The organism is Geothrix fuzhouensis, assembly GCF_024609325.1.
Classification (GTDB): domain Bacteria; phylum Acidobacteriota; class Holophagae; order Holophagales; family Holophagaceae; genus Geothrix; species Geothrix fuzhouensis.
The window spans coordinates 456,823-479,096 of record NZ_JANHMQ010000001.1 but is presented as its reverse complement, the minus strand read 5'-3'; the positions used below and the strand labels follow the sequence as shown (position 1 = coordinate 479,096).

Here is a 22,274-nt window from a genome sequence, read left to right as displayed (position 1 = left end):
CACGGGACCGTCAGGTGCTATAAGCGCGCCTGATAGCCCCATACGGCGTTTCAAGGTCAAAGATCCAGCGATTCTCGATAGGATGGCTTGATCCCGAAAGGAATTGACGATGCTTGAGGGATCACGACCTGAACACAGCGCTTGTGGGGTTGGCTTCGTTGCCAGCCGGACGGGTTCGGCCAGCCGGGACATCCTGGAGGACGCCCTTCACGCGCTGAAATGCGTGGAACATCGCGGCGGCTGCGCGGCGGACCAGATCAGCAGCGACGGCGCCGGCGTCATGGCCGACATCCCCTTCGAAATGTTCGGCCACCGGTCTGGCGACATCGCCGTGGCCAGCCTCTTCCTGCCCCAGGACGCCGACCGGCTCCGCCGGTCCCTGGAGATCTTCGAGTCCACCTTCGCCTTCTTCGACCTGAACGTGCTGGCCTACCGCGAGCCTCCCGTGGATCCCGCCGTGCTGGGCGACGAGGCGCGACGCTCCCTCCCCACCATGCGCCAGGCGGTCCTGCGCCGCCCCGCCCAGTGCCGCACGGACGCCTCCTTCGACAAGCTGCTCTATTCGGCCAAGCAGGTGCTCCGCACCAAGCTGGTGGAACAGGGCATCCAGAACGAGGTCTTCTTCGCCTCGCTGTCGGCCCGCACCCTCGTCTACAAGGCCCTCACCCGCGCCGCCGACCTGGACCGCTTCTACCTGGACCTGCGCGACCCGCGGTTTGTCACCCGGTTCGCCATGATCCACCGGCGCTTCAGCACCAACACCCGCACCTCCTGGGACAAGGCCCAGCCCTTCCGCCTCATCGCCCACAACGGCGAGATCAACACCATCGCCGGCAACCGCTCCCGGGCCATCTCCCGGGAGATGTCCATCGGGCTCAAGCCCGACCAGCTGGTGACCCACGGCTCCATCAGCGATTCCGGCAGCCTCAACGAGATCGCGGAAGGCCTGCACTACCGCAGCAGCATCCCCCACATGGAGGACATCCTCGCGATCATGATGCCTCCCGCTGAGGGGCAGAGCGCCTTCTACACGTTCTGGAGCCGCGCCATGGAGCCCTGGGACGGCCCGGCCTTCCTGGTCTACTCGGACGGCAGCAGCGTGGGCGCCCGGCTGGACCGCAACGGCTTCCGCCCGGCCCGGTGGGCCATGACGGAGGACCGCTTCTACCTGGCTTCCGAGGCCGGTTCCTTCCCGCTGGACGAGGCCGCCGTGTGCCGCAAGGGCATCCTCTATGCCGGCACCGGGGTCACGCTGGACCTGGGCACGGGGCGGGTCCACTTCCGCGATCCGGGCCGCTCGCGCGAGCACCGCGATGCCACCTTCGACGCCCGGACCCGGCCCATCGGCACCCTCCCCGGGGCCGAGGCCACCGGGCCGGTGAGCGTGTTCAAGAAGACCCTCTTCACCTGCTCCCGCGAGGAGCTGGAGAAGATCCTCTATCCCATGGCCGCCACCGGCAAGGAGGCCATCGGCTCCATGGGCGACACGGCCCGGCCCAACGTCTTCTCCTCCGAGCCCCGTCCCTTCTTCGACTACTTCTACCAGCACTTCGCCCAGGTCACGAACCCGCCCCTGGACTACATCCGCGAGGGCAACATCACGGACCTGCGGGTGTTCCTGGGCCGCGCGCCGAACATCTTCTTCCCCAAGGACCTGCTGCCCCTGAACGAGGCGCTGGAGCTGCCCCGGCCCATCCTGGACCTGGGCCAGATGCGCTTCCTGGAGCGGATGCAGAGCCTGCGACCCTCCGAGTCCCACATCATCCCCCGCACCTTCCCCATGGTCTTCCGGCGCGACGATGGCGTGGCCGGCTTCCACGCCGCCGTCGAGCAGCTGGCCGCGGATGTGCGGGAGGCCGTCGAGCAGGGCACCAGCGTCATCATCCTCAGCGACCGGGAGGCCAGCGTGGAGCGGCCCCCCATCCCGGGCCTCATCGCGCTGCGCGCCGTGGTCCACACGCTCAACGAATCGGGCCTGCGCCTGAACGCCTCCATCGTCATGCACACGGGCGAGGCCCGCACCTCCCACCACCTGGCGGCCCTCATCAGCTTCGGTGCCTCGGCGGTCTGCCCCTACCTGGCCCTGGAGATCGCCCGTCAGGACGAGCACCCCACCTTCAGCGCCCTGAGCCCGGACCAGCGGGAGCGGAACTTCGTCAGCGCGCTGGAATCCGGCCTCCTCAAGATCATGGCCAAGTGCGGCATCTCGGTGGTGCAGAGCTACATGAGCGCCAAGCTCTTCACGGCCGTGGGCCTGGGGCCCGAGCTGATGGAGACCTTCTTCCCGGGCCACGCCAGCCCCCTGGGCGGTATCGGCTACGAGGAACTGGCCGGCGACGTGCTGCGGAAGACCGGCCTCGCGGCCCAGGCCGGCTTCATGGACCGGCTGCTGCACACCCACCAGTTCCGTGAATCGCCCCGGCCCGGCGAGGGCGAGCGCCACGGGCTCACGTCTGCCCGGACTCGCCTGCTCCACCGCCTGGTGGCCCTGGAGCCGGATACCGCGGAGGCCCGAGAGCTGTACCAGGAATACCTCGCGTCCCTGAAGGTCGACGAACCCATCAATCCGCGCCACCTGCTGGCCTTCCGGACTGCCGCCACGCCTCTGCCGCTCGATCAGGTGGAGGACAGGTCCGCCATCCTTGGCCGTTTCGGCGCTGGCGCCATGTCCTTCGGGGCCGTGAGCGCGGAAAGCCAACGCGACCTCATCCTCGCCATGGAAGCGGTCGGCGGGCGCAGCAACAGCGGCGAGGGTGGCGAGAACCCCTTCTACTGGACGGACGGGATCAGCGCCTCCACCAAGCAGGTCGCCTCGGCGCGCTTCGGCGTGACGGCCGAGTACCTCATCTCGGGCGAGGAGATGCAGATCAAGGTGGCCCAGGGCGCCAAGCCCGGTGAAGGTGGCCAGCTCATGCGCGTGAAGGTGGACGCCACCATCGCGAAAGCCCGGTTCTCCTTGCCGGACGTGGACCTGATCTCGCCCCCGCCTCTGCATGACATCTACAGCATCGAGGATCTCAAGGAGCTCATCCACGAGCTGCGCCAGGTGCACCCCGCTGCGAAGATCAGCGTGAAGCTGGTATCGGGCACGGGCATCGGCACCATCGCCGTGGGCGTGGCCAAGGCCGGGGCGGACATCATCTACATCGCCGGTGGCGATGGCGGTACCGGTGCCGCCACGCTGGGTTCCATGAAACATGCGGGCCTCCCCTGGGAATTCGGCCTCATCGAGGCCCACCAGGCCTTGCGCGAGAACCAGCTCCGCGGCCAGGTGGAACTGCGGGTGGATGGCGGCCTCCTCACCGGCAAAGACCTCGTGACCGCGGCCATCCTGGGCGCCGAAGGCTTCGAGTTCGGCAAGCTGCTCCTCGTCGCCGAAGGCTGCATGATGGCCCGGATCTGCGAGAAGAACACTTGCCCCGCAGGCATCGCCACCCACGATCCCAAGTTCAAGGCCCGCTACTCGGGCAGCCCCGAGGCCGTCGAGCGCATGCTCATCCACCTCTCCGAGGATGTGCGTCACCACCTCGCCTCCCTGGGCGTCGCCTCCCTTTCCGAATTGCAGGATCGGGTGGACCTGTTCCAGGTGGCGCCAGATCACGCGGCCTTTGTGCGGGACCGCAAGCTGGACCTTTCGGGTTTCCTCGATCCGCGTCCCGAGGGAATCGGCTCCAACCCCGTGCCCTTCAACCAGGAGGGCGTGGCCGCCCTGAACCAACAGATCCTGGCGGATGCCGAGCCTTTCCTCGCGAACGGCGGCGACCACCATCACGCCTACGCCATCACCACCGGCGACCGGGGGATCCTGGCCACCCTCTCCGGGGCCATCGCCCGGCGTGTGCGCGAGCACCGCTTGAGGAATGAGGATCCAGCCGTGCACGGAACTTTGCGCCTCGACTTCACCGGCAGCGCCGGCCAGGGCTTCGGCGCATTCCTCACCGAAGGGCTCGACGTGCGTCTCCAGGGCGAGGCCAACGACTCCGTCTGCAAGTCCATGTCCGGGGGCCGAGCCGTCCTCCTACCCCACCCGGAGGCCTCCTACACGCCGGAGACCAACGCCATCCTGGGGAACGGGGCGCTCTACGGGGCCACGGGCGGAACCCTATTGGTGCTCGGCCTGGCCGGGGACCGCTTCGCTGTCCGCAACAGCGGCGCCACGGCCGTGGTGGAGGGGGCGGGCCACCACGCTTGCGAGTACATGACCCGGGGGGTGGTGGCCATCCTCGGCCCCGTGCTCACCAATGCCGGGGCGGGCATGACGGGCGGCTGCCTGTTCCTGCGGCGCGACCGTGGGGACCAGGTGAACCACGACTACCTCGCCACCATCTCCTGGCGGGCCGAGGATGAGGCCCTGTTCCGCGACCTCATCGAAGCCCACGCCGCCGAGACCGGCAGCCGCACCGCCACGACCCTGCTCGAAGACTGGCCCGCGACCCTGGCTACCTACGCGCCTTTCGTGCCGGTGGCCGTAGCGAAAGCCTCTCGGCCGCAGGAACAGGTGCTTTAGCTCACCCGGTCGAACAGCCCCGGTTGACGGACGGGCGGTGGCGGCGGCGGTTCGGCCTTGGCCGGGCGTTCTCGCACTTTGCGGCGGACGGGGAACGCCTCCCGGAAGGCCAGCCGGATGCCTTCAGCGTAGTTGGGATCAAGCACCTTCAGCCAGCCATGATCTGCGAGCACCTTGTAGAAGGGATCCTGCTTCAACAGGCGAAGGCCACCCACCCAGGCACCGGATGCGCCGCTGGCCCTGGCCCGCCGGGCGAAGGCCTGGGCATCATGCACGGCCATCAAAGGCGTCACGGCCACCGTCACCCCGATGCCCGCGGCCGCGAGGCGCTCCACCGCAGCCCAGCGGCTGGGGATGGCCGGGGCATGGGGCTCCACGGTTTGGCGTACGGTGTCGTCATCCGTGGGGATGGAGAGGCCGACCGTTAGTCGGTCGCCGAAGCACCGCAGCAGGTCCAGGTCCTGGAGGATCAAGGGCGACCGGGTGTGGACGATCACCTCGGTGGTAGGGCAAAGCAGCAGCACCTCCAGGCAGCGGCGGCTCAGGCGATACTGACGCTCGAGGGGCTGGTAGGGATCCGTGGCCGAGGCCATGAAGACCCGCTCCCCATGCAGCCGGTGCCGCTGGGACCAGAGCAACTCCGGGGCGTTCAGCTTGGGCGTCACCCAATTGCCCCAATCCTCAGGCTTATGGAGGGCATTGGGGTACTCGCGGACATAGCAATAACGGCACCCATGGCTGCAGCCGCGGTAGGGGCTGAGGGCGAACCCGAACCCGTAGCGCTCATCCTTCTGGGACCGCAGGATCGAGCGTGCCTCTTCCGGTTCCACGAGCAGGCCCTGGAAGAGGGGCAAGGGTTCGGAAGGAAGAGGCAGCGGAGTCATGTTTCAAGTTTTCGCTTTTTATTCGTGAAGTCAAGGAGAGGTCCGGATTTTGGCCGCGCTTTGTGGGCGGTCAATAACTTCAGGATGGCCACCCTATCCTCGGCATTTTCTCCGGCCCGCTTGCCAGCTCCCCGATCACCGTTCTTCACCGGCAGGAATCCGAAGGTCCGCCACATGGCAAGGGGCCTGATCCATCCAGACGAAGAGGGCCACGCCCATCAGGCGTCGCCCTCTTCGAAACCCAGAGCTTGAGGTCCGCCCCTACTCGATCTCGACCGTGAAGGCGGCCGTTCCAAGTTCAGCGCCATCAGCAGACAGGACCTTCACGGTCCAGTCGCCGCCGTCCCCGGCCCGGAAGGTACGATAGGCATTGGTGCGATAGGGGGAGTGGGGCACCTTCAATTCCTGCTTCGAGGTGCGCTCGCCCTTGCTGAACACCACGGTGACGGTGCTGTCGCCAGCGCCGGTGACCTTGGTCCACGCGTAGATCTTCGTACCAGCCGGGACCTTGAAGGAGGCGGACTCGCCCTGGATTTCCATCTTCTCCACGCCCGTGCCGACCTTGATCTCAGCGCTGGCTTGGGATTCAGCCTTGGCTTCCGCCTTCGGGGCGGGCTTGGGTTCAGCCTTGGGCGCCGGTGTCTGGGCGAAGAGCGCCGCGGAGGCTAGAAATGGGAGGAAGAAACAGGTGCGCATGGCAAGGCTCCTAAAAAGTGGTCCCATTCTGCGCCTGTCGGCGCTGGGTGTCACCAGGATCAGAAGTTGATCACCAGAGAGGTGGTGAACACGGTGTCCGTCTTCTTCAGCTGGAAGGGCACCTGGCCCAGGATCACTGGAGGCGTGGCAACGGGCGTCTGCACGACATCCACTCCTACGAACGCGGGCTTGTTCTTGTAGGTCACGTCATAGCCCACCTTCAGGGCCAGCCGCGAGGACAGGTTCGTGGTGAAGCCGTTCCGCCATACCGCCAGGTAGTTCTGGGTGTCCTTGAAGCTGTCGGAGAGGTTCAACTCCGAGGTGAAGGAGGAGGTGGCGAAGAGCTTCTTCTCGAATTTGGCCCCCAGCCGGAAGGTGGCGAACCCATCCTCCGTGCCCACGGGGCGGAACACCGGCGTCTCCTTGGTATAGCCTACGCCAGCATCCGTGAAGAACTTGGTGCGATCCTCCTTGGTCCACCAGTACCCAAGGCCCACCAGCCCCGTGTAGCGCGCTTCCAACCCCGCGGGAAGGTTGCGCTCCCATCCGGCCGCCCCGAACCACAGGAGTCGCTCGGTGATGTTGTGGTCGTAGCGGAGATTCGCGTAGTAGGTCTCGGTGCTGGTCTTGCTGGTGCGTGTTTCCTGTACCGTAGCCGTGGCCAGACTCGAACCCAGGGCGCTGCGGTCGATGGTGGTGGTGGCCACCCGCACGCCCCCCGCGTTGAAGGCGAAGGTCGCGTCAGCCCAGGTGTATTTGAACTCGTTGGTGAAGCCCAGGCTCTGGCTGGAGGCGTTCCCGCCCACGGCCACATAGCTCAGGGCCGCCTTATCCGACCAAGGCCGCTTGGGGGCTGGCACCTCCTGGCCGGCAAGTGGCAGCAACGCCACCGGAACAGCTAGCAGAAAAAGGCTTGTCTTCATGGCTAGCTCCTGGAAATTCCAGGCCATGCTACCAGCCTCAGTGCGAAATCAGGCTCAGGACATCCAGGTCTCCAGACCTTCCAGGATGTCGCGCACACCTGGCCCGAACCGGGCGTTGCTGAGCCAGTCCACGCCGGCAGGCAAGCCCTCCAGGGCGGCCTTGATCCGGGCCCGGTGACCCAGTTCAGGGCGCGGGATGGCGCGCTCCGCACGCTCGTGCCGCACCGCGGCTGGATCGCCGAGCGTGGGTACCCAGTGCTTCAAGCGCGCGAAGACACCTTCCCAGGCTTCCAGGTCCGCCGGTTTGCCGAAGGCCCCGCCGATGAAGCTGCGGAGCTGCATGACACCTGCCGGCGCACTCTGGGGATCCATCCAAGACGGCACAAGGGACCCAAGGTATCCCCGGCCTTCGGGCGGATGGATGAGGAAGCCGAAACTGTCCTTCAGGGCCGGCAGCGGCGCATGGCGGCTATGCCAGAGATCCACGGAGGTGTACGGAATGGCACCCAGGGCCTCCGCACTCTGGTGCGCCACGGACCCGAGCAGGGCCGCCGCCTCGTAGGCGGGGAGTGCCAAGACCACACGGTCGGCCTCGCGCATCTCACCACCACCGCTCACGCGCCAGCGGCCATCAGAGAGAGCCTCCATGCGCTCCGCCCGCAAGCCCACACGCACCGTGCCAAGTTTCGAAGCCAGGCGGATCGGCAACTGCCCCATGCCGCCCTCGGGCACCACCATGTGGCTCACCCCGCTCTTGCGGATGCCATTCACCAGGCTGCCGGTGGCTTCCCACTGGCGAAGTTTCGGGATGGCATCCACGGACAGGATCTCCGCGGGCGCAGCTAGGACACCAGCGATCATGGATGGCAGCAGCTCGGTGGCCACACCCTTGCCCAGGCGCCGCGTGATGAAGGCACTGAGGCCCTCCTCCGGCTCGGCCGGACGCACAGGCTGGAAGGGCTCCAGCATCATCCGGAGCTTGGCGCCCACGGACATGAGTGGCGAGAACATGAGGGCCGGCGGGGAGGCGGGCACCGGGATGAGGCTGCCGCCCTTCCCCACCCAGCGGGCACCAGTGCCTGGGGACTTGAACGGCAGCTCGATGGCGCTGAAGAGCCGGTCCACGGCCGTGCCCTTCTGCCACAGCACACCCTGGGGACCGGTCTCGAAGTGGCCACCTTCCCAAGGCAGGGTCTTCATCCAGCCACCCACCGACGCCCCCGCCTCCCACACTTCCACGGATTCGCCCTTGCGCTGCAGGTGCAAGGCGGCAGCCAGGCCGGTTACGCCGCCGCCGAGGATCAGGGTGCTCATGGGAGGATCTCCATTACGCGCCGCGTGAGGCAGCGGATGTAGGCGGGGTCGGTACCGGGGGCGGCCACGCGGCGGTAGGTGCGGATGCCCGCCTTATCCGCCACATGCCGGTACTCGATGTCCAGCTCGTGGAGGGTCTCGATGTGCTCGCTGACGAAGCTCATGGGCACGACGATCACGTCCTTGCCGCCCATGGATTCCAGCACGGACTTCAGGGGCGGTTCCAACCAACGCACCGGGCCAGTGCGGCTCTGGTAGGCCTGGAGGTAACCCCCGGGGATGGGTCCGATGCGGGCGATCAGCGCCTCACGGGTGGCGTGGATCTCCTTCTCGTAGGGATCGCCCGCCTCGATCTGGCGCACCGGCAGGCTGTGGGCGCTGAAGATCACGGTGGCGCCCGGGAGTTCTTGCAAAGCGGCGCGAAGGGGACGTTCCAGGGCATCCAGATAGTCGGGATCTGTGGCGTAGTGGTCCACGCCCGGCAGGATCTCCATGCCGGCCTTCGCGGCCTCCACGGCCAGCTCCCGCAGGCTGGAGCCCGTGGTCGCGCGGCAGTCGTGGGGATAGAGCGTCACCGGCACCAGCTTCGTGATGCCCTGGCGCTTCAGGGCCTTCAGCAGGCCCTCGGCCCGGGGCGCGGCGTACCGGAAGCAGAGCTTCACAGGTTCGGTGCGCCCGGACGAGCGCAGGGCCGAGCGCAGCGCGGCCGCCTGGGAGGCGCTCTCGCGAAGCAGGGGTGACCCGCCGCCGATCTGGGCGTAGCGTCCCTTCGCACCGGGTGCCCGAAGACGCGCGATGAGTCTGGCGAAAGGCCCCTGGAGCCAGGCCGGACCCGGCAGGCGGATGAGGTCCCGATCGCCAAACAAGGCCGCCAGAAAAGGTTCGACCTGGTCCAGGTTCACCGGACCGCCGAGGTTCAGTAGCAGGATCGCCGTATGTCGCATCACCCTCCACCTTACGCGAGACCTGGCGGAACTTTCGTCACGGAAACCCGTACGCGGCATGACGCTGGAGGGGCCGGCATCCCATAGACTGTCCTGACACTGGAGTCTGCCATGCCCGCACCCGCCTCTCTGACCGCCTTCGCCGCCTTGCCTGATGACGCCCGGCTCTGGCTTGTGGCCTTCGATCGGCCCGTGGCGGCCGAGCGCTTGGCTCCGGAAGTGGATGCCCTCCTGGGCCGGTGGCGCCACAAGGGAGTCGATTACCACGGAACCTGGACGCTCTTGGAGGACCGCATCCTGGCCATCGCGGAGCCCACCCTGGCCTCCCAGCCGTCAGGCTGCGCCATCGACGGCATGCTGCGGGGCGTGCGCCAGATCTCCGAGCGCCTCGGCCTGAACCTGCAGGATCCCCAGGATGTGCTCGCCCGCCTGCCTGACGGACCGCAGGCTTTCCTCCGCGCCGACCTGGAAGGCCGGCTGGCTGACGGAACCCTGGGCGCCGGTACCCCGATCATCGACCTGGCCCTCCTCACCCTGGGAGACCTGCGGAGCGGTCGCATGGAGCGCCCCCTCGCGGCCACCTGGATCGGCCGGAAGTACAAAATTCAGGCCCCGGTTTCCGCCGAGGCCTGAATCGAGCTATCAGCTATTAGCTTTAGAAGATGGATTCACCGGGCTTGCGGCGCCAGGCTTCGGAACGCTTCTGCCCTTCGACCTTGGGCTTGGCATCCTTGGCGGCGGCCAGGGTCTGCAGCAGGGAGCCGCCCATCTGGGAGGCGACGCTCTTTGCCAGGGCCGGGGCGGCGGGAACCACGGGGGAACTCACCGGGCCGGAGGCGGAACCTTCCGCTACAGTCGCCTTGGTGGTGATCTCCTTCAGGCGCTTCTGGTACCAGACCTTCCGCTTGGGATCGATGGCTCGGGTCTTACCCGTCCCTTCTCCCTTCTTCAGAATTTTGGGCTTCGGCTTCTCACGGTCTTCACGCAATACGGAATCGGGCTTCGCAGCTTCTTCCAGGATCTTTGCCAGGTTGCCAAGGCCACGCAGGGTCATCATGTGCGGTTACTACTCCAGAAGGGGCCACGGGCCGCCATTCATTAGGTTACCGGCAGAGCCTTTGCTTACATAGTGATTTTGAACACGAGGTTCGGTTTTTTCGCCGTCATGGGCAAGACGCTCCTGGGACACTGAGGTCTATGGAGACCTCGACCGCTACGCTGAAGGCCCGCCTGGATGGGCTTTGCACCCGCTATGACACGGCCGAGGCCCTGGTGAAGGATCCGCTTTCCGTGCCGTTGGCCTACGCGGCGCCCCTGGACCGGGAGGTGACCGCGTTCGTGGCGGCCCATCTGGCCTACGGGCGGGTGGATCCCATGATCAGGGCCGTACGCGGTGCCCTGGCGCCTCTTGGAACCAACCCTTCGGCCTGGCTGCGCGAGCGCTCCGAAACCGAGATCCGGGAGGCGTTGGCCCATGCCCTGGAGGGCTGGGCCTGGCGGTTCCACACCACCGCCGATCTCGCGGCGTGGCTGTTGGCCTGGAAGCGGCTGGATGGAGAAAGCGGCGCCGGCCTCGAATCCCACCTCCTGCCTGGGCCCGACGAGAACGCGGACGCCGCCCTCTCCCGGGTGGTTCAGCGCCTCCGGACGGAGCTCCCGGCCACCTACGGTTCCCGGTTCTCCCTGCCGGATCCCCACGAAGGGGCCGCCTGCAAGCGCTGGCGGATGTTCCTGCGGTGGATGGCCCGCCCAGGCTGGCCCGACCTGGGGCTCTGGACCCGCTACCCCGTGGACCAGCTGGTCATCCCCCTCGACACCCATGTGACCCGCGTCTCCCGCTTCATCGGCCTCAGCCACCGGGCCACCCCCGACGGGAAAATGGCCCTTGAGATCACCGAGTCCCTGCGCCGCCTCGATCCCGTTGATCCCCTCCGCTACGACTTCGCCCTCAGCCACCTCGGCATCCTCGGCGACTGCCCCGGCGTGCGGCATCGGAGCACGTGTGCGGAGTGCCCCTTGTACACGGTCTGCCGGGCCGGCTCGAAATCCGCTGCGCGGATTCCGAGATAAGTAAAGGCGATCAAGCGCAGCCCTTTGAAATGCGAGGTGCTGTCTTTCCTTGATTTGGCACCAAGTTGGAACCTAGGGCCGGGCTTGCCGTGTGCGCGACCTAAGTGGGTCGCGGAGCAGAGCCCAGGGGACTCTGCGAAGCGGGGACCCACTGGGAGCGTACGCCAGTGCCGACTCGCAAAGCCAAGCCGAAGGTGCAGGCTGCGCGATGGTCAGCCTGCCCCCAAAAGGGGCCGGGCTGACCATGTGCGCGACCTAAGTGGGTCGCGGAGCAGAGCCCGGGGGGCTCTGCGAAGCGGGGACCCACTGGGAGCGTACGCCAGTGCCGACTCGCAAAGCCAAGCCGAAGGCGCAGGCTGCGCGATGGTCAGCTTGGCCCCGAAAGGGGCCGGGCTGACCACGGCACTCGGGGGAACGACTTAGGGCTGCTTCTTCCGATCTGACCCGGTTCATCGCACCCCGATGCATGGGGCCCGGCTTGAGTACAGGGTAGTCCGGAAGAGGTAGGTCGCGCCAGCGGAAGGGGCCTGCGTGGAGGCGCGCCGGCCCTCGAAGTGACGGATTTCATGGAGGTTTTTAATTGCTGGAAAAATCCGGTGGGCGGCCCTTGACACCCCTACATGTTGGGGCCATCCTTTTCTCCCGGCACAACCCCTAGAGGTTTCCCCCCAAGTCCCCTTCCAGTAAGGGAGCGCTTTGTGTGCCTTGCCGGAAGCATCTTACCTGTTTGAACGCCCTTCCCCACCCCCCTACCCAGGACAGCACCCATGAAGATCTCCCGCCACTTCACGAAGGCTGGGCACGACCCCCTGGAAGGTTTCCACTTCGTCCCCAGGACCAGCCGGATTTCCAAGCTCGATGGCACGGTCGTCTTCGAGGCCAAGGACGTGATGGTTCCCGAAGCCTGGTCCCAGGTGGCGGTGGACATCCTGGCCCAGAAGTACTTCCGCCGGAAGGGCATCGATGCCCAGAACGGCGGTGAGAAGGATGCGCGGCAAGTGTTCAATCGCCTGGCGGGCTGCTGGCGCCACTGGGGCGAGACCCACGGCTACTTCAACACCACGGACGACGGCCAGGCCTTCTACGACGAGCTCACCTACATGCTCGCCGACCAGATGTGCGCACCCAACTCGCCGCAGTGGTTCAACACGGGCCTGCACTTCGCCTACGGCATCTCCGGGCCGGCCCAGGGCCACAGCTACGTGGATCCGAAGACCGGCGAGATGATGAAGTCCACCTCCGCCTACGAGCGCCCCCAGCCCCATGCCTGCTTCATCCAGAGCGTGGCCGACGACCTCGTGAACGAGGGCGGCATCATGGACCTGTGGACCCGAGAGGCCCGCATCTTCAAATACGGCTCCGGCACCGGCACCAACTTCTCCAAGGTGCGCGGCTCCGAGGAACCCCTATCCGGTGGCGGCCGCAGCTCGGGCCTCATGAGTTTTCTGGCCGTGGGCGACCGCGCCGCGGGTGCCATCAAGAGCGGCGGCACCACGCGCCGCGCCGCCAAGATGGTCTGCCTCGACCTCGACCACCCCGACATCGAAGCCTTCATCGACTGGAAGGTGACCGAGGAGCGCAAGGTCGCCATGCTGGCCGCCGGCAGCGCCATGCTGCGTCGCCACTGGGATGCCGTCTGCCAGACGGTGGAAGGCTCCACCAGCCGGGATGCCGATCCCAAGACCAACGAGGCCCTCCGCAAGGCCCTGGCCCGGGCCAAGCGGGAGGGCGTACCCACGGCCTTCCTCACCCAGTGCCTGGGTCGCCTGGCCGAGGGCGATTTCGCCCGGGATCTCGCAGGCTACGACACGTCCTGGGACGGCGAGGGCTACCTCACCGTGGGCGGCATGAACTCCAACAACTCCGTGCGGGTGCCGGACGCCTTCATGCGCGCCATGGAAATCGACGGCGACTGGGAGCTGAAGCGCCGCATCGACGGCAAGACCAGCAAGAAGCTGCGCGCCAAGGATCTCTGGGAGAAGGTGAACCGCGCCGCCTGGGCCTGCGCCGATCCCGGCATCCAGTTCAACACCACCATCAACGACTGGCACACCTGCCCCGAGGATGGCCTCATCAACGCGAGCAATCCCTGCTCCGAGTACATGTTCCTGGACGACACCGCCTGCAACCTGGCGTCGCTGAACCTGTGCACCTTCCTCACCGATGACGGGGGCTTCGATCTGGTGGGCTACCGCCACGCCATCCGCCTCTGGACCGTGGTGCTTGAGATCAGCGTGCTCATGGCGCAGTTCCCCAGCGAAGCCATCGCGCAGCGCAGCTACGACTTCCGCACACTCGGCCTCGGCTACGCGAACCTGGGCGCCATGCTCATGCGCATGGGCATTCCCTACGACAGCGCCGAAGGCACCCAGTGGTGCGCGGCCCTGACGGCCATCCTCACCGGCGACGCCTACGCCGCCAGCGCCGAGATGGCCCGCGAGCTGGGGCCCTTCCCCGGCTACCAGAAGAACGCCGCCCACATGCTGCGCGTCATCCGCAACCACCGTCGCGCCGCCTACCACGCGCCGGGCTCCGAGTACGAACAGCTCTCCATCCGCCCCCAGGGCCTTACTGGCACGGGCGTGCCCAAGCGCATCGTCGAGGCCGCCCGCGAGAGCTGGGACACCGCCCTCACCTATGGCGAGCAGTGGGGCTACCGCAACGCCCAGGTGACGGTGCTGGCGCCCACAGGCACCATCGGCCTCCTCATGGATTGCGACACCACCGGCGTCGAGCCCGACTTCGCCCTGGTGAAGTTCAAGAAGCTGGCGGGTGGCGGCTACTTCAAGCTGGTGAACCGCGCCATCCCCGAGGCCTTGGCCCGCCTGGGCTACGCCCCCACGCAGATCCAGGAGATCGAGCGCCACGTCGTGGGCTGGCTCCAGATCACCGACGAGACCCCCGGCATCACCCGCAGCATGCTCAAGGGCGCGGGCTGGGCCGAGGAGGAGATCGCCGCCGTGGAGCAAAAGCTCCCCACCGCCTTCGATCCCGCCTACGCCATGGATGTCGAGCGCCTGAAGAAGGACTTCAGCGCCGAGCAGGTGGAAACCTTCCTGCTGGCCTTGAGCGGCACCATGACCGTGGAGGGCGCGCCCCACCTCAAGGATGAGCACCTGCCCATCTTCGACTGCGCCAACCGCTGCGGACGCACGGGCCGCCGCTACATCGCCCCCCTGGGCCACCTGCGCATGATGGGCGCCGCCCAGCCCTTCCTCAGCGGCGCCATCAGCAAGACCATCAACCTGCCCGCCGAAGCCACCGTCGAGGAGATCGGCCGCATCTACGAGGCCAGCTGGCAGCTCATGCTCAAGGCCGTGGCCCTCTACCGCGATGGCTCCAAGATGAGCCAGGCCATGTCCACCAGTCTCGACCTGCTGGACGGCACCGACACGCTGATGGACGACCAGGCCACCCATGCCGAGAAGACCCCCGTACTGGCCCAGGCCCTGACCAACCAGCTGGTGCGCACCTACCGCCGGCGCCTGCCCAATCGCCGCGGCGGCTACACCCAGGCGGCCACCATCGGCGGCACCAAGCTCTACCTGCGCACCGGTGAATACGAGGACGGCAGCCTCGGCGAGATCTTCCTCGACATCCACAAGGAAGGCGCCGCCTTCCGCGCGGTGCTCAACTGCTTCGCCATCGCCGTGAGCATGGGCCTCCAGCACGGCGTGCCCCTGGAAGAGTTCTGCGATGCCTTCCTGTTCACTCGCTTCGAGCCCGGCGGCATGGTCTCCGGCAGCGACACCATCAAGCTGAGCACCAGCCTCATCGACTTCGTGTTCCGCGAGCTGGCCATCAGCTACCTGGGTCGCTACGACCTGGCCCACGTGGAGGCCGATCAGATCGTGAACGCCACCACCGGCCTGCATCCCGGCAGCCAGGCCCCCGGCCTCGCCAACCTGCCCAGCCTGCCCACAGGCACGCCCCTTCCCTTCCCCGAGGCCGCCGCCGGCGCTGCCGCCCACGAGCATGAGCTCCAGCCCGTACTGCAGCCTGTGGGCGTCGGAGCGCGCGTCGTCAGCGCCGCCCAGGTCGCCCGCGAAAAAGGCTACACCGGCGACCCCTGCCCCGAGTGCGGCCACCTCACCCTCGTCCGCAACGGTGCCTGCATGAAGTGCCAGACGTGTGGGGCTACGACGGGGTGCAGCTAGGAGCCGGTCTAGGTCATGCAGCGTCTACTTTCATTCATACGACAAAATATTGCTTCAATACTTATCATTATTGCGACGATTGATATCGCTGTTTGCGGAGCGTGGCTGGGCCTGAGTGATTGGCATTTAATTTATCAAACCTGGAGGGGCCGACTCCTCCTAATTGGGTGTTTGGTTCTTCTAATTGCACAAATTATTCAATTCAATAATAATGCAAATTTTGATACTCTAAAAAATAATAATGAATCACTTTTCGAACAATTGGCAATTTATAAAAAAATTGATCCGCATAAAATCATTAGTCATATTTTAATGGGTATCGCGAGGGAAAAATTAGGGTTGGATCATTACGATAGAATAAGTATTTACCAATTCACCCCTGAAGGTTTCGTTCTACGAGGCAGATACTCTGAAAACAGAGATTATAATCACAAAGGTAGAACTATTTATCCGCTTAATCAAGGCTGTATTGGCCGAGCCTATCAACGGGGTGAATTTAAACGCTCAAGACTACCGGACCCACACGCACACAGGACGACCTATTACACAACATTGGAGTCAGAATACGACATTCCGGAAACGACGTCGCGAAATTTTGTTATGAAAAGTCGTAGTATAATAGGAGTTCGAATAGAATCGCTAGATCATTCGGATTCTCTCGGCGTATTAGTCATCGAGAGTATTAAGCCACAAGGTTTTAATAGTGATGATATTTTTCAATTAATCGATAACGAAAAAAATACTCTTTCAGCTCTATTAAATGGATTCAAAGAAGAACTGCGCATTAAACGCCTGCCCGCCTTGGAAGGAGCGTTCTAATGTTAGACATTAGTAATCTTATTTATAATATAACTTACACTCTCAACCGAACCACCTTTTCGATACAGGAAATTCAGAACATTTTATTTTTAATTGATTGGAGAGCTGCCCTCTCCGAAAAACCATCTATTTCGAATTTGGAATGGGAAATTGGAACAGACGGAGCATATTCTAAAAATTTTCAAGACAAAATTAAATCGTATACAAAATTATTTTCATTTGAAGATGGAGATCGGATAAAGATCAACCCTCAACAATCTCCATCCACTTTTATTATAATTGATTGGCAGAAAAACATTATGGACTTTACACTATCAAAAATACAAAATCTCAACAAACAAGATTTCGATAATTTGGTCAAATCTTTATTTCCGATGAAACTTGAAAAGTTTGCACCCATTAATCTTTCTTCCATTGCAAAAGATTATTTAAGTTCGGGTGTTCCTATTCAAAAAATTAAATTTGATTGAATTATTGTGAATTATAAAATATAGAAACGATTTAAGAGGTTCATGCCGAACCCCAATGATCCGGCCTCCCTGGGCTTAGCTTCGGACCCCGAGGTAGGCCAACCAGATCGAAGCCTGACTCCGCGCCTCGGCCACGGCCGCGTCCAACATCCACCTTGCGATGCTGAGCGCGCTGAGCAGGTGCGGCAGGGCCTCGAAGTGGAACCAGCGGGCATCCTCAATTTCGACGGGATCGGGCCGCAGGTCACCCGCGGGGTGGTCGGCTAGGAAGGCCACCATGAGGCCATCAAGGGAGGGCCAGATCTGGCTGCCAAGTACCGCAGGTAGCGGAGCCTGAATCCAAAATCTTCCCCAGTCATGTTTTTCCTACTAGGACCCAACCCAACAGCATCCTCACGGCCTTCCCATTGAATCTGTGCTAGCCTCTCGCCGGATCCACGAACCCCTTGAATCCGGTAAGGCTGGCGCAACGCTCACCGAGTCTGGGAGCCGAGATCATGGATGACCGCACCGATCCCCGCGTGGAGCCCCAGCTGTCCCGGGCGGAGACCCTTGCCTGCGCGGGGGGCAGCCCCGATGCCAAGCCCGAGCCGGAGTTCCCCATCAAGGACTGGGACCGCTACGAGTTCCTGCGTTTCCTCGGGCAGGGCGGCATGGGGATGGTCTTCTTGGCGCGGGACCGCAAGCTCGGTCGCGAGGTGGCCATCAAGTTCGTCCGCATCGAGCGCGACGCCCACCTCCAGCGGTTCATGGTCGAGGCGCGCGCGCAGGCCCGGGTGGATCACGAGCATGTGTGCAAGGTCTTCGAAGTGGGCGAGGTGGATGGCAAGGTTTTCATCACCATGCAGTACATCCCGGGAACGCCCCTGGATGCAGTCCCCGCCGGGCTGTCGCTGGAGCAGAAGGTCATCGTGCTGCGGGACGCGGCGCTCGGCGTCCACGAAGCCCACCGGGTCGGCATCATCCACCGGGACCTCAAGCCCTCCAACATCATGGTGGAGCGGGCGGAGGACGGCTCTCTCCGGACCTTCGTGATGGACTTCGGTCTGGCCAAGGAATGGAACCAGGACGTCACGGAGACGGGTTCGGTGCTGGGTACGCCCGCCTACATGTCGCCGGAGCAGGCCCGCGGCGACCTGTCGCGGGTGGATCGCCGCGCGGACATCTACGGCCTGGGGGCCACGCTCTACCAGGTGACCACGGGCCGCGCCCCGTTCATCGGCGCCAACACGCTGGAGATCCTCAGCGCCATCACCTCGACGGATGTCCTGCCCATGCGACACCTCCGCCTGGACATTCCCAGGGATCTGGAAGCCATCACCCTCAAGTGCCTGGAGAAGGAACCGTCGAAGCGCTACGATTCGGCCAAGGCCCTCGCCGACGACCTGGACCGGTTTCTCGCGGGAGATCCCGTCCTCGCCCGGTCCACGGGCCTCTGGTACCGGATTCAGCGCAAGCTCCAGAAGCGCAAGCAGCTCACCCTCGTTGGCGCCCTGTCGCTGGTAGTGGTGCTCGTGGCCCTGGGCGCCGCCGTCAAGACGCGCCGGGATGCCGGCCGCCGCGAGAGCCTGGCCCAGCAGTTCACCGAAGCCATGGCCCGCATCGAATCCACGACCCGCTATTCCGCGCTCGCGCCACTCCATGACATCCGGCCCGATCTGCAGGCCGTGCGGGCCCACATGGCGCAGCTCCAGGCCGACATGCAGCAGGCTGGCTCCCTGGCCAATGGACCCGGCAACTACGCCCTCGGCCGCGGCTACTGGACTCTGGACGACGCCGAGCAGGCGCGAGAGCACTTGCAGATGGCCTGGGACGCCGGCTACCGCGAACCACGCGTGGCCTACGCCTTGGCCGTGGTCCTCGGCCGCCAGTACCAGGAGAAGCTGCTGGAGGCGGAACGCATCTCCTCTGCCGATCAGCGGGAGGCCCGGAAAAAGAACCTTGAATCGACCCTGCGCGCCCCGGCCCTGACCTACCTGCGCCGGGCCAGGGGTTCTGACGTGCCGTCCCCGGCCTACCTGGAGGCCCTCATGGCCTTCTACGAAGGGCGCCTGGACGAGGCCCTGGATCGGCTGAAGACCCTCCAGGCGGATCAGCCCTGGTTCTACGAGGCACCGTTGCTCCGGGGTTCCCTGCTGCAGGCCCGGGCCTGGAAGCAATGGAACCGGGGAGCCCGGGAAGCAGCCCAGGAGGATTTCGCAGCGGGCCGGGCAGCCCTGGCCGCCGCCGCCGGCACAGGGCGCAGCGCACCAGCGGTGTATGCCGCCTTGGCCGAGCTGGAACTCAATGTCATGTTCATGGAGAAGTACGGCCAGGGCCAGGTGGAGCCCGCTTATACCCGAGGGATGGCCGCCATCCAAACGGCCCTCGCCGCCCAATCGGATCATGTGCCCTCGCTGATCCTGGAGGCCTCGCTTCTGGGCAATCTCGCGGACTTCCGGATGAACCGTGGGGAGAGAGTCGATGACTTGGCGGAACAGGGTGTAGCCCAGGCGTGGAAGGCTGTCGAGGCCGGCCCCTCCCGCGCCGACGCCTGGATCGCCCTGGGGAAGGCCTACTACCTATGGGGCAACGCCCGCGCCAGCGTGAACCTGGACCCGACCGATCAGCTCATGAAAGGCATGAAAGCCTTCGAATCCTTAGCCTCCGAGAAGCGGGACTACACGGTGTGGAACCACCTGGGCCTGCTCCACCAGACCTGGGCAGGATTCGAAGATCAACAGGGCCGGGATCCCACCGCCCAGCTCAGCGAGGCCATCGCGGCCTATGAGGTGGCCACGCGTCTGGAGCCCCACCTACTCCCCGCCTGGATCAACCTCGGCACCTGTTTCCAACTGCGGGCGGCGGTCCCGCGGGCGGCCCATCCGGAAGGTGACCTGCAGGCGGCCTTGAAGGTGCTGGACCAGGCTCGCACCCTCAATCCCAAGCACCTCGTCCCCTACTTCGTGCTCGGACAGGTGCGCTATGCTCTGGCCCTCCGCGCCAGGGACCGGGGCGAGGACCCTGGGCCGGAGCTGACCCGCTCGATCGAGCTGACCCGTCAGGGCATCGCGATCAACGCAGGCATCCCCCAGCTCCACAATGGCGAGGGGCTCGCGCTCCTGGCCCAGGCCCAGGCGGCGTGGGACCGGGGTGAGGATCCGTCCGCCCTCACCACCCAGGCCCAGGCCTGCTTTCGGCGGGCCATCAAAGTGGCTCCGAATCAGGACTTCGGGTATCTGAATCTCACCTACCTGCTCATCTGGAAGGGCCGCTATCTCGGCAGCGCCTCGGCCCTTCAGGAGGCGGACCTCCTGCTTCGCAAGGCCTTGAAGATCCTTCCCGACCACAAGGGCCTCCTGGCGACCCAGGGATGGTGCCTGACAGTCCGGGCGGAGCAGGCCCTGCCGGCCGGGAGGGATCCCACCCGCGAGCTTCAGGCCGGTGAAGCGGCCCTGGCCAAGGCTCTGGCCCAGGGTGCCCGGGACCGCGACTCACTCCATTACCTGGGGGAGCTCCGCTCCGCCACCGCGGCTTGGCAGACCCAGCAGCGCCGCGCCGACCGGAAGGCGTTCGACCTGGCCGCCGAGGCCTTCCAGCGGGCCCTGGAGGTCACCCCGGATTCCCACCCAACCCTGCTGGCCATGGCTCGCCTCTACCAGACCCGCGCGGCCTGGGAGCTGGCCTCGGGGGCAGATCCAGGATCCAGCCTCGCCGAGGGCCGCTCCGTGCTGGAACGCGTCTTGAAAGCCCGCCCCCAGTGGGGGGAGGCCTTGGCCCTGCGGGGCAGCCTGCTCCTCGAAGAAGCGGAAAGCCTCCCTCCCAGCGAAAGCGGCCCGAAGGCCCGGGCAGCCTTGAAGGACTTGAGCGAGGCTTTCGCCCTCAACAAGAACCTGGTCCGGGCCTGGAAGCCCTGGGCGGAACGGGCTCAGCGGTTGGAGCGAAGGCTCAGCCGTTGACCTGGATGGTGCCTGTGCCGACCATGGCTTCTGATGTGGCGGAAAGCTTCACTGAATAGCTTCCGTCCTTACCCACGACGGAATAGATGTGGGTGCCGTCCGCATTCGGGTCCACGGTGCAATGGGTCACCTTACCTTCGAAAAGATCCTTAGGGACTCTCACCTTGCTGGGAGCCGTCGCACCTTCCTGGATGAAGTGCACGGTATCGTGATCCTTCCTTTTCACTAACAGTGGCGAATCCAGGAACCCGTCTGACTTCACATGCATGATTTTGGTGGCCATCGTGGCCTCCTATCATGAAGGGTGGTGGGGGATGCCGAGGTCACCTGTGTCCTGACGTCGGCTTTTCAAGAGCACCGCCCAGCTTAGGCCTCTCGTGGAAAAATTCGAATGTTTTTCGGCCAGGTGTCCCGCCGCAAGTCCCGGATTCAGCCGCTTTCATCGAGCGCCGCGTCCAGCATCCACCGCGCGATGCTGAGGGAGCTGGGCAGCTGCGGCAGCTCATCGAGACGGAACCAGCGGGCGTCCTCCAGTTCGGTGGGATCGGGCTGCAGCTCGCCCGCGAGGTGGTCGGCCAGGAAGGCCACCATGAGCCCGTTGGGAAAGGGCCAGGGCTGGCTCCCGAAGTAGCGCAGGTTGTGGACGCGGATGCCCAGTTCTTCGGCCACTTCCCGATGCACCGCGTGCTCCAGGGACTCCCCGGGTTCCGTGAAGCCCGCGATGGCGCTGTACACGCCGGGCTTGAAGTGGGGCGAGCGCGCCAGGGCCAGCTCCCGGTTCACCCCTGCCCCGCGCTGGATGAGCACGATGATGGCCGTGGCGTTCGAGGGAAAGACTGTCCGCCCGCAGGCGGGGCAGCGGCGGCCATGGCCGGCCTCTGGCCCTGCGCAGGGCTCAAGGGCTGTGGCGCAGCTGCCGCAGAAACGATGTCCCGCCGCCCACTCCAGCCACTGGTACGCGCGGCCCGCCCGGGCCCAGTCCGCCGGGTTCAGGTGAGGGAAGGCGTCACGGAGGCCCAGGGCTTCCACCCCTTCGGGCACCGGGTGATCCCCGGCCACCTTCAGCGCCAAATGTCCTTCGGCCAGGCGCAAGGAAAGCTCCGCCTCGACTTCCAGAGGCACCGCCCCCAGGGGAAGCCACAACCGGTCCCCCTGGAAGATGATCCGCAGCTCACTCACGGTTCATCCCCTCCAGGCGGCCAGTCCAGGCGTCCCGGTCGCAACCAGGCCTTAGTGCTTGCCATGCCCCTTGTGGTCGCCACCTTCCCGGCCCTCATGCTTCTCCTGGCCCTTGTGCTTGCCGTGGTCGCGGCGTTCGCGGGAGGGTCGCTGTTCCACGCGGCGGCCATCCCGGCGCGGTGCCGGCGCCGGGGCGGGCTTCTTGGAGAGGCCCAGGGGATCGGGTAGGCCCAGGGGATTGGGGAGCTGGGCCATCAGGAGGGTGCTGCCAAACAGCAGCGCTGCCAGGGTGCGGGCCATACGGTTCATGAAGCCTCCGGAGACTTGGAAAGGGACGGCGGGTCCGCCGCGCCGAACCTTCATCCTACCGGGT

Annotated in this window: 17 protein-coding genes and 1 other RNA gene; 7 read left to right on the top strand and 11 right to left on the bottom strand. The window is 65.3% G+C overall.

The window, feature by feature from the left end; all coding sequences use genetic code 11:
* The first annotated feature begins 109 nt into the window (after positions 1-109).
* Positions 110-4,507, top strand: a complete 4,398-nt coding sequence (gene gltB, locus NOV74_RS02200; RefSeq protein WP_257308860.1) for a glutamate synthase large subunit — start codon at positions 110-112, stop codon at positions 4,505-4,507.
* On the opposite strand, the gene NOV74_RS02195 is transcribed toward gltB, so the two are convergent.
* From NOV74_RS02195 to hemH, 5 genes are all read right to left on the bottom strand, one after another.
* Positions 4,504-5,391 carry an SPL family radical SAM protein gene (locus NOV74_RS02195; protein WP_257308858.1) on the bottom strand — a complete coding sequence of 296 codons (888 nt, stop codon included), beginning with the start codon at positions 5,389-5,391 and terminating at the stop codon, positions 4,504-4,506. The two genes, gltB and NOV74_RS02195, sit on opposite strands and share 4 nt — an antisense overlap.
* A 261-nt stretch (positions 5,392-5,652) precedes the next feature.
* Positions 5,653-6,087, bottom strand: a complete 435-nt coding sequence (locus tag NOV74_RS02190) for a DUF2914 domain-containing protein (RefSeq protein WP_257308857.1) — start codon at positions 6,085-6,087, stop codon at positions 5,653-5,655.
* Between the two features lie 59 nt (positions 6,088-6,146).
* Positions 6,147-7,010: a DUF481 domain-containing protein gene (locus tag NOV74_RS02185; RefSeq protein ID WP_257308856.1), complete on the bottom strand. Its 864-nt coding sequence runs from the start codon at positions 7,008-7,010 to the stop codon at positions 6,147-6,149.
* A gap of 54 nt (positions 7,011-7,064) precedes the next feature.
* On the bottom strand, positions 7,065-8,324 hold the full coding sequence (locus NOV74_RS02180; RefSeq protein WP_257308854.1) for a protoporphyrinogen/coproporphyrinogen oxidase: 1,260 nt from the start codon (positions 8,322-8,324) through the stop codon (positions 7,065-7,067).
* Positions 8,321-9,268 carry a ferrochelatase gene (gene hemH, locus NOV74_RS02175; RefSeq protein ID WP_257308852.1) on the bottom strand — a complete coding sequence of 316 codons (948 nt, stop codon included), beginning with the start codon at positions 9,266-9,268 and terminating at the stop codon, positions 8,321-8,323. Before hemH ends, NOV74_RS02180 begins: the two co-directional genes overlap by 4 nt.
* A gap of 111 nt (positions 9,269-9,379) precedes the next feature.
* On the opposite strand from hemH, the gene NOV74_RS02170 reads away from it, so the two are divergent.
* The gene (locus NOV74_RS02170; protein ID WP_257308850.1) at positions 9,380-9,901 is read left to right on the top strand and encodes a hypothetical protein; all 522 of its coding nucleotides are present in this window, start codon (positions 9,380-9,382) and stop codon (positions 9,899-9,901) included.
* Between the two features lie 22 nt (positions 9,902-9,923).
* Here the strand turns inward: NOV74_RS02170 and NOV74_RS02165 are convergent, their stop codons facing one another.
* A complete protein-coding gene (locus NOV74_RS02165) occupies positions 9,924-10,325 on the bottom strand; it encodes a hypothetical protein (protein WP_257308848.1) in 402 nt (133 codons plus the stop codon).
* Positions 10,326-10,465: 140 nt separating this feature from the next.
* Here NOV74_RS02165 and NOV74_RS02160 point away from each other — a divergent pair, with 140 nt between their 5' ends.
* The gene (locus tag NOV74_RS02160) at positions 10,466-11,338 is read left to right on the top strand and encodes a TIGR02757 family protein (RefSeq protein WP_257308845.1); all 873 of its coding nucleotides are present in this window, start codon (positions 10,466-10,468) and stop codon (positions 11,336-11,338) included.
* Between the two features lie 383 nt (positions 11,339-11,721).
* Here the strand turns inward: NOV74_RS02160 and ffs are convergent.
* An RNA gene (gene ffs / locus NOV74_RS02155) (signal recognition particle sRNA small type) lies at positions 11,722-11,817 on the bottom strand.
* A gap of 288 nt (positions 11,818-12,105) precedes the next feature.
* Here ffs and NOV74_RS02150 point away from each other — a divergent pair.
* The 3 genes from NOV74_RS02150 to NOV74_RS02140 are packed head-to-tail and all read left to right on the top strand — an operon-like array spanning position 12,106 to position 16,784.
* Entirely contained in the window at positions 12,106-15,495 is a 3,390-nt protein-coding gene (locus NOV74_RS02150) for an adenosylcobalamin-dependent ribonucleoside-diphosphate reductase (RefSeq protein ID WP_257308844.1), read from the top strand.
* A 15-nt stretch (positions 15,496-15,510) separates the two neighbouring features.
* Positions 15,511-16,314 (top strand): hypothetical protein, encoded by an 804-nt coding sequence (locus NOV74_RS02145; protein WP_257308843.1) that lies wholly within the window; start codon positions 15,511-15,513, stop codon positions 16,312-16,314.
* Positions 16,314-16,784 carry a hypothetical protein gene (locus tag NOV74_RS02140; RefSeq protein WP_257308841.1) on the top strand — a complete coding sequence of 157 codons (471 nt, stop codon included), beginning with the start codon at positions 16,314-16,316 and terminating at the stop codon, positions 16,782-16,784. The genes NOV74_RS02145 and NOV74_RS02140 overlap by 1 nt, the downstream gene beginning before the upstream one ends.
* 75 nt (positions 16,785-16,859) lie before the next feature.
* Here the strand turns inward: NOV74_RS02140 and NOV74_RS02135 are convergent, their stop codons facing one another.
* The gene (locus tag NOV74_RS02135) at positions 16,860-17,063 is read right to left on the bottom strand and encodes a hypothetical protein (RefSeq protein ID WP_257308839.1); all 204 of its coding nucleotides are present in this window, start codon (positions 17,061-17,063) and stop codon (positions 16,860-16,862) included.
* Between the two features lie 218 nt (positions 17,064-17,281).
* Between NOV74_RS02135 and NOV74_RS02130 the strand changes: the two genes are divergently transcribed.
* A complete protein-coding gene (locus NOV74_RS02130; protein WP_257308837.1) occupies positions 17,282-20,722 on the top strand; it encodes a serine/threonine-protein kinase in 3,441 nt (1,146 codons plus the stop codon).
* On the opposite strand, the gene NOV74_RS02125 is transcribed toward NOV74_RS02130, so the two are convergent.
* From NOV74_RS02125 to NOV74_RS02115, 3 genes are all read right to left on the bottom strand, one after another.
* Positions 20,712-21,005, bottom strand: coding sequence for a hypothetical protein (locus NOV74_RS02125; RefSeq protein ID WP_257308835.1), 294 nt, complete (start codon positions 21,003-21,005; stop codon positions 20,712-20,714). The genes NOV74_RS02130 and NOV74_RS02125 overlap by 11 nt on opposite strands.
* Before the next feature lie 146 nt (positions 21,006-21,151).
* The gene (gene nudC, locus NOV74_RS02120; RefSeq protein ID WP_257308832.1) at positions 21,152-21,901 is read right to left on the bottom strand and encodes an NAD(+) diphosphatase; all 750 of its coding nucleotides are present in this window, start codon (positions 21,899-21,901) and stop codon (positions 21,152-21,154) included.
* Between the two features lie 51 nt (positions 21,902-21,952).
* Positions 21,953-22,210, bottom strand: coding sequence for a hypothetical protein (locus tag NOV74_RS02115; RefSeq protein ID WP_257308830.1), 258 nt, complete (start codon positions 22,208-22,210; stop codon positions 21,953-21,955).
* Positions 22,211-22,274 lie beyond the last annotated feature (64 nt).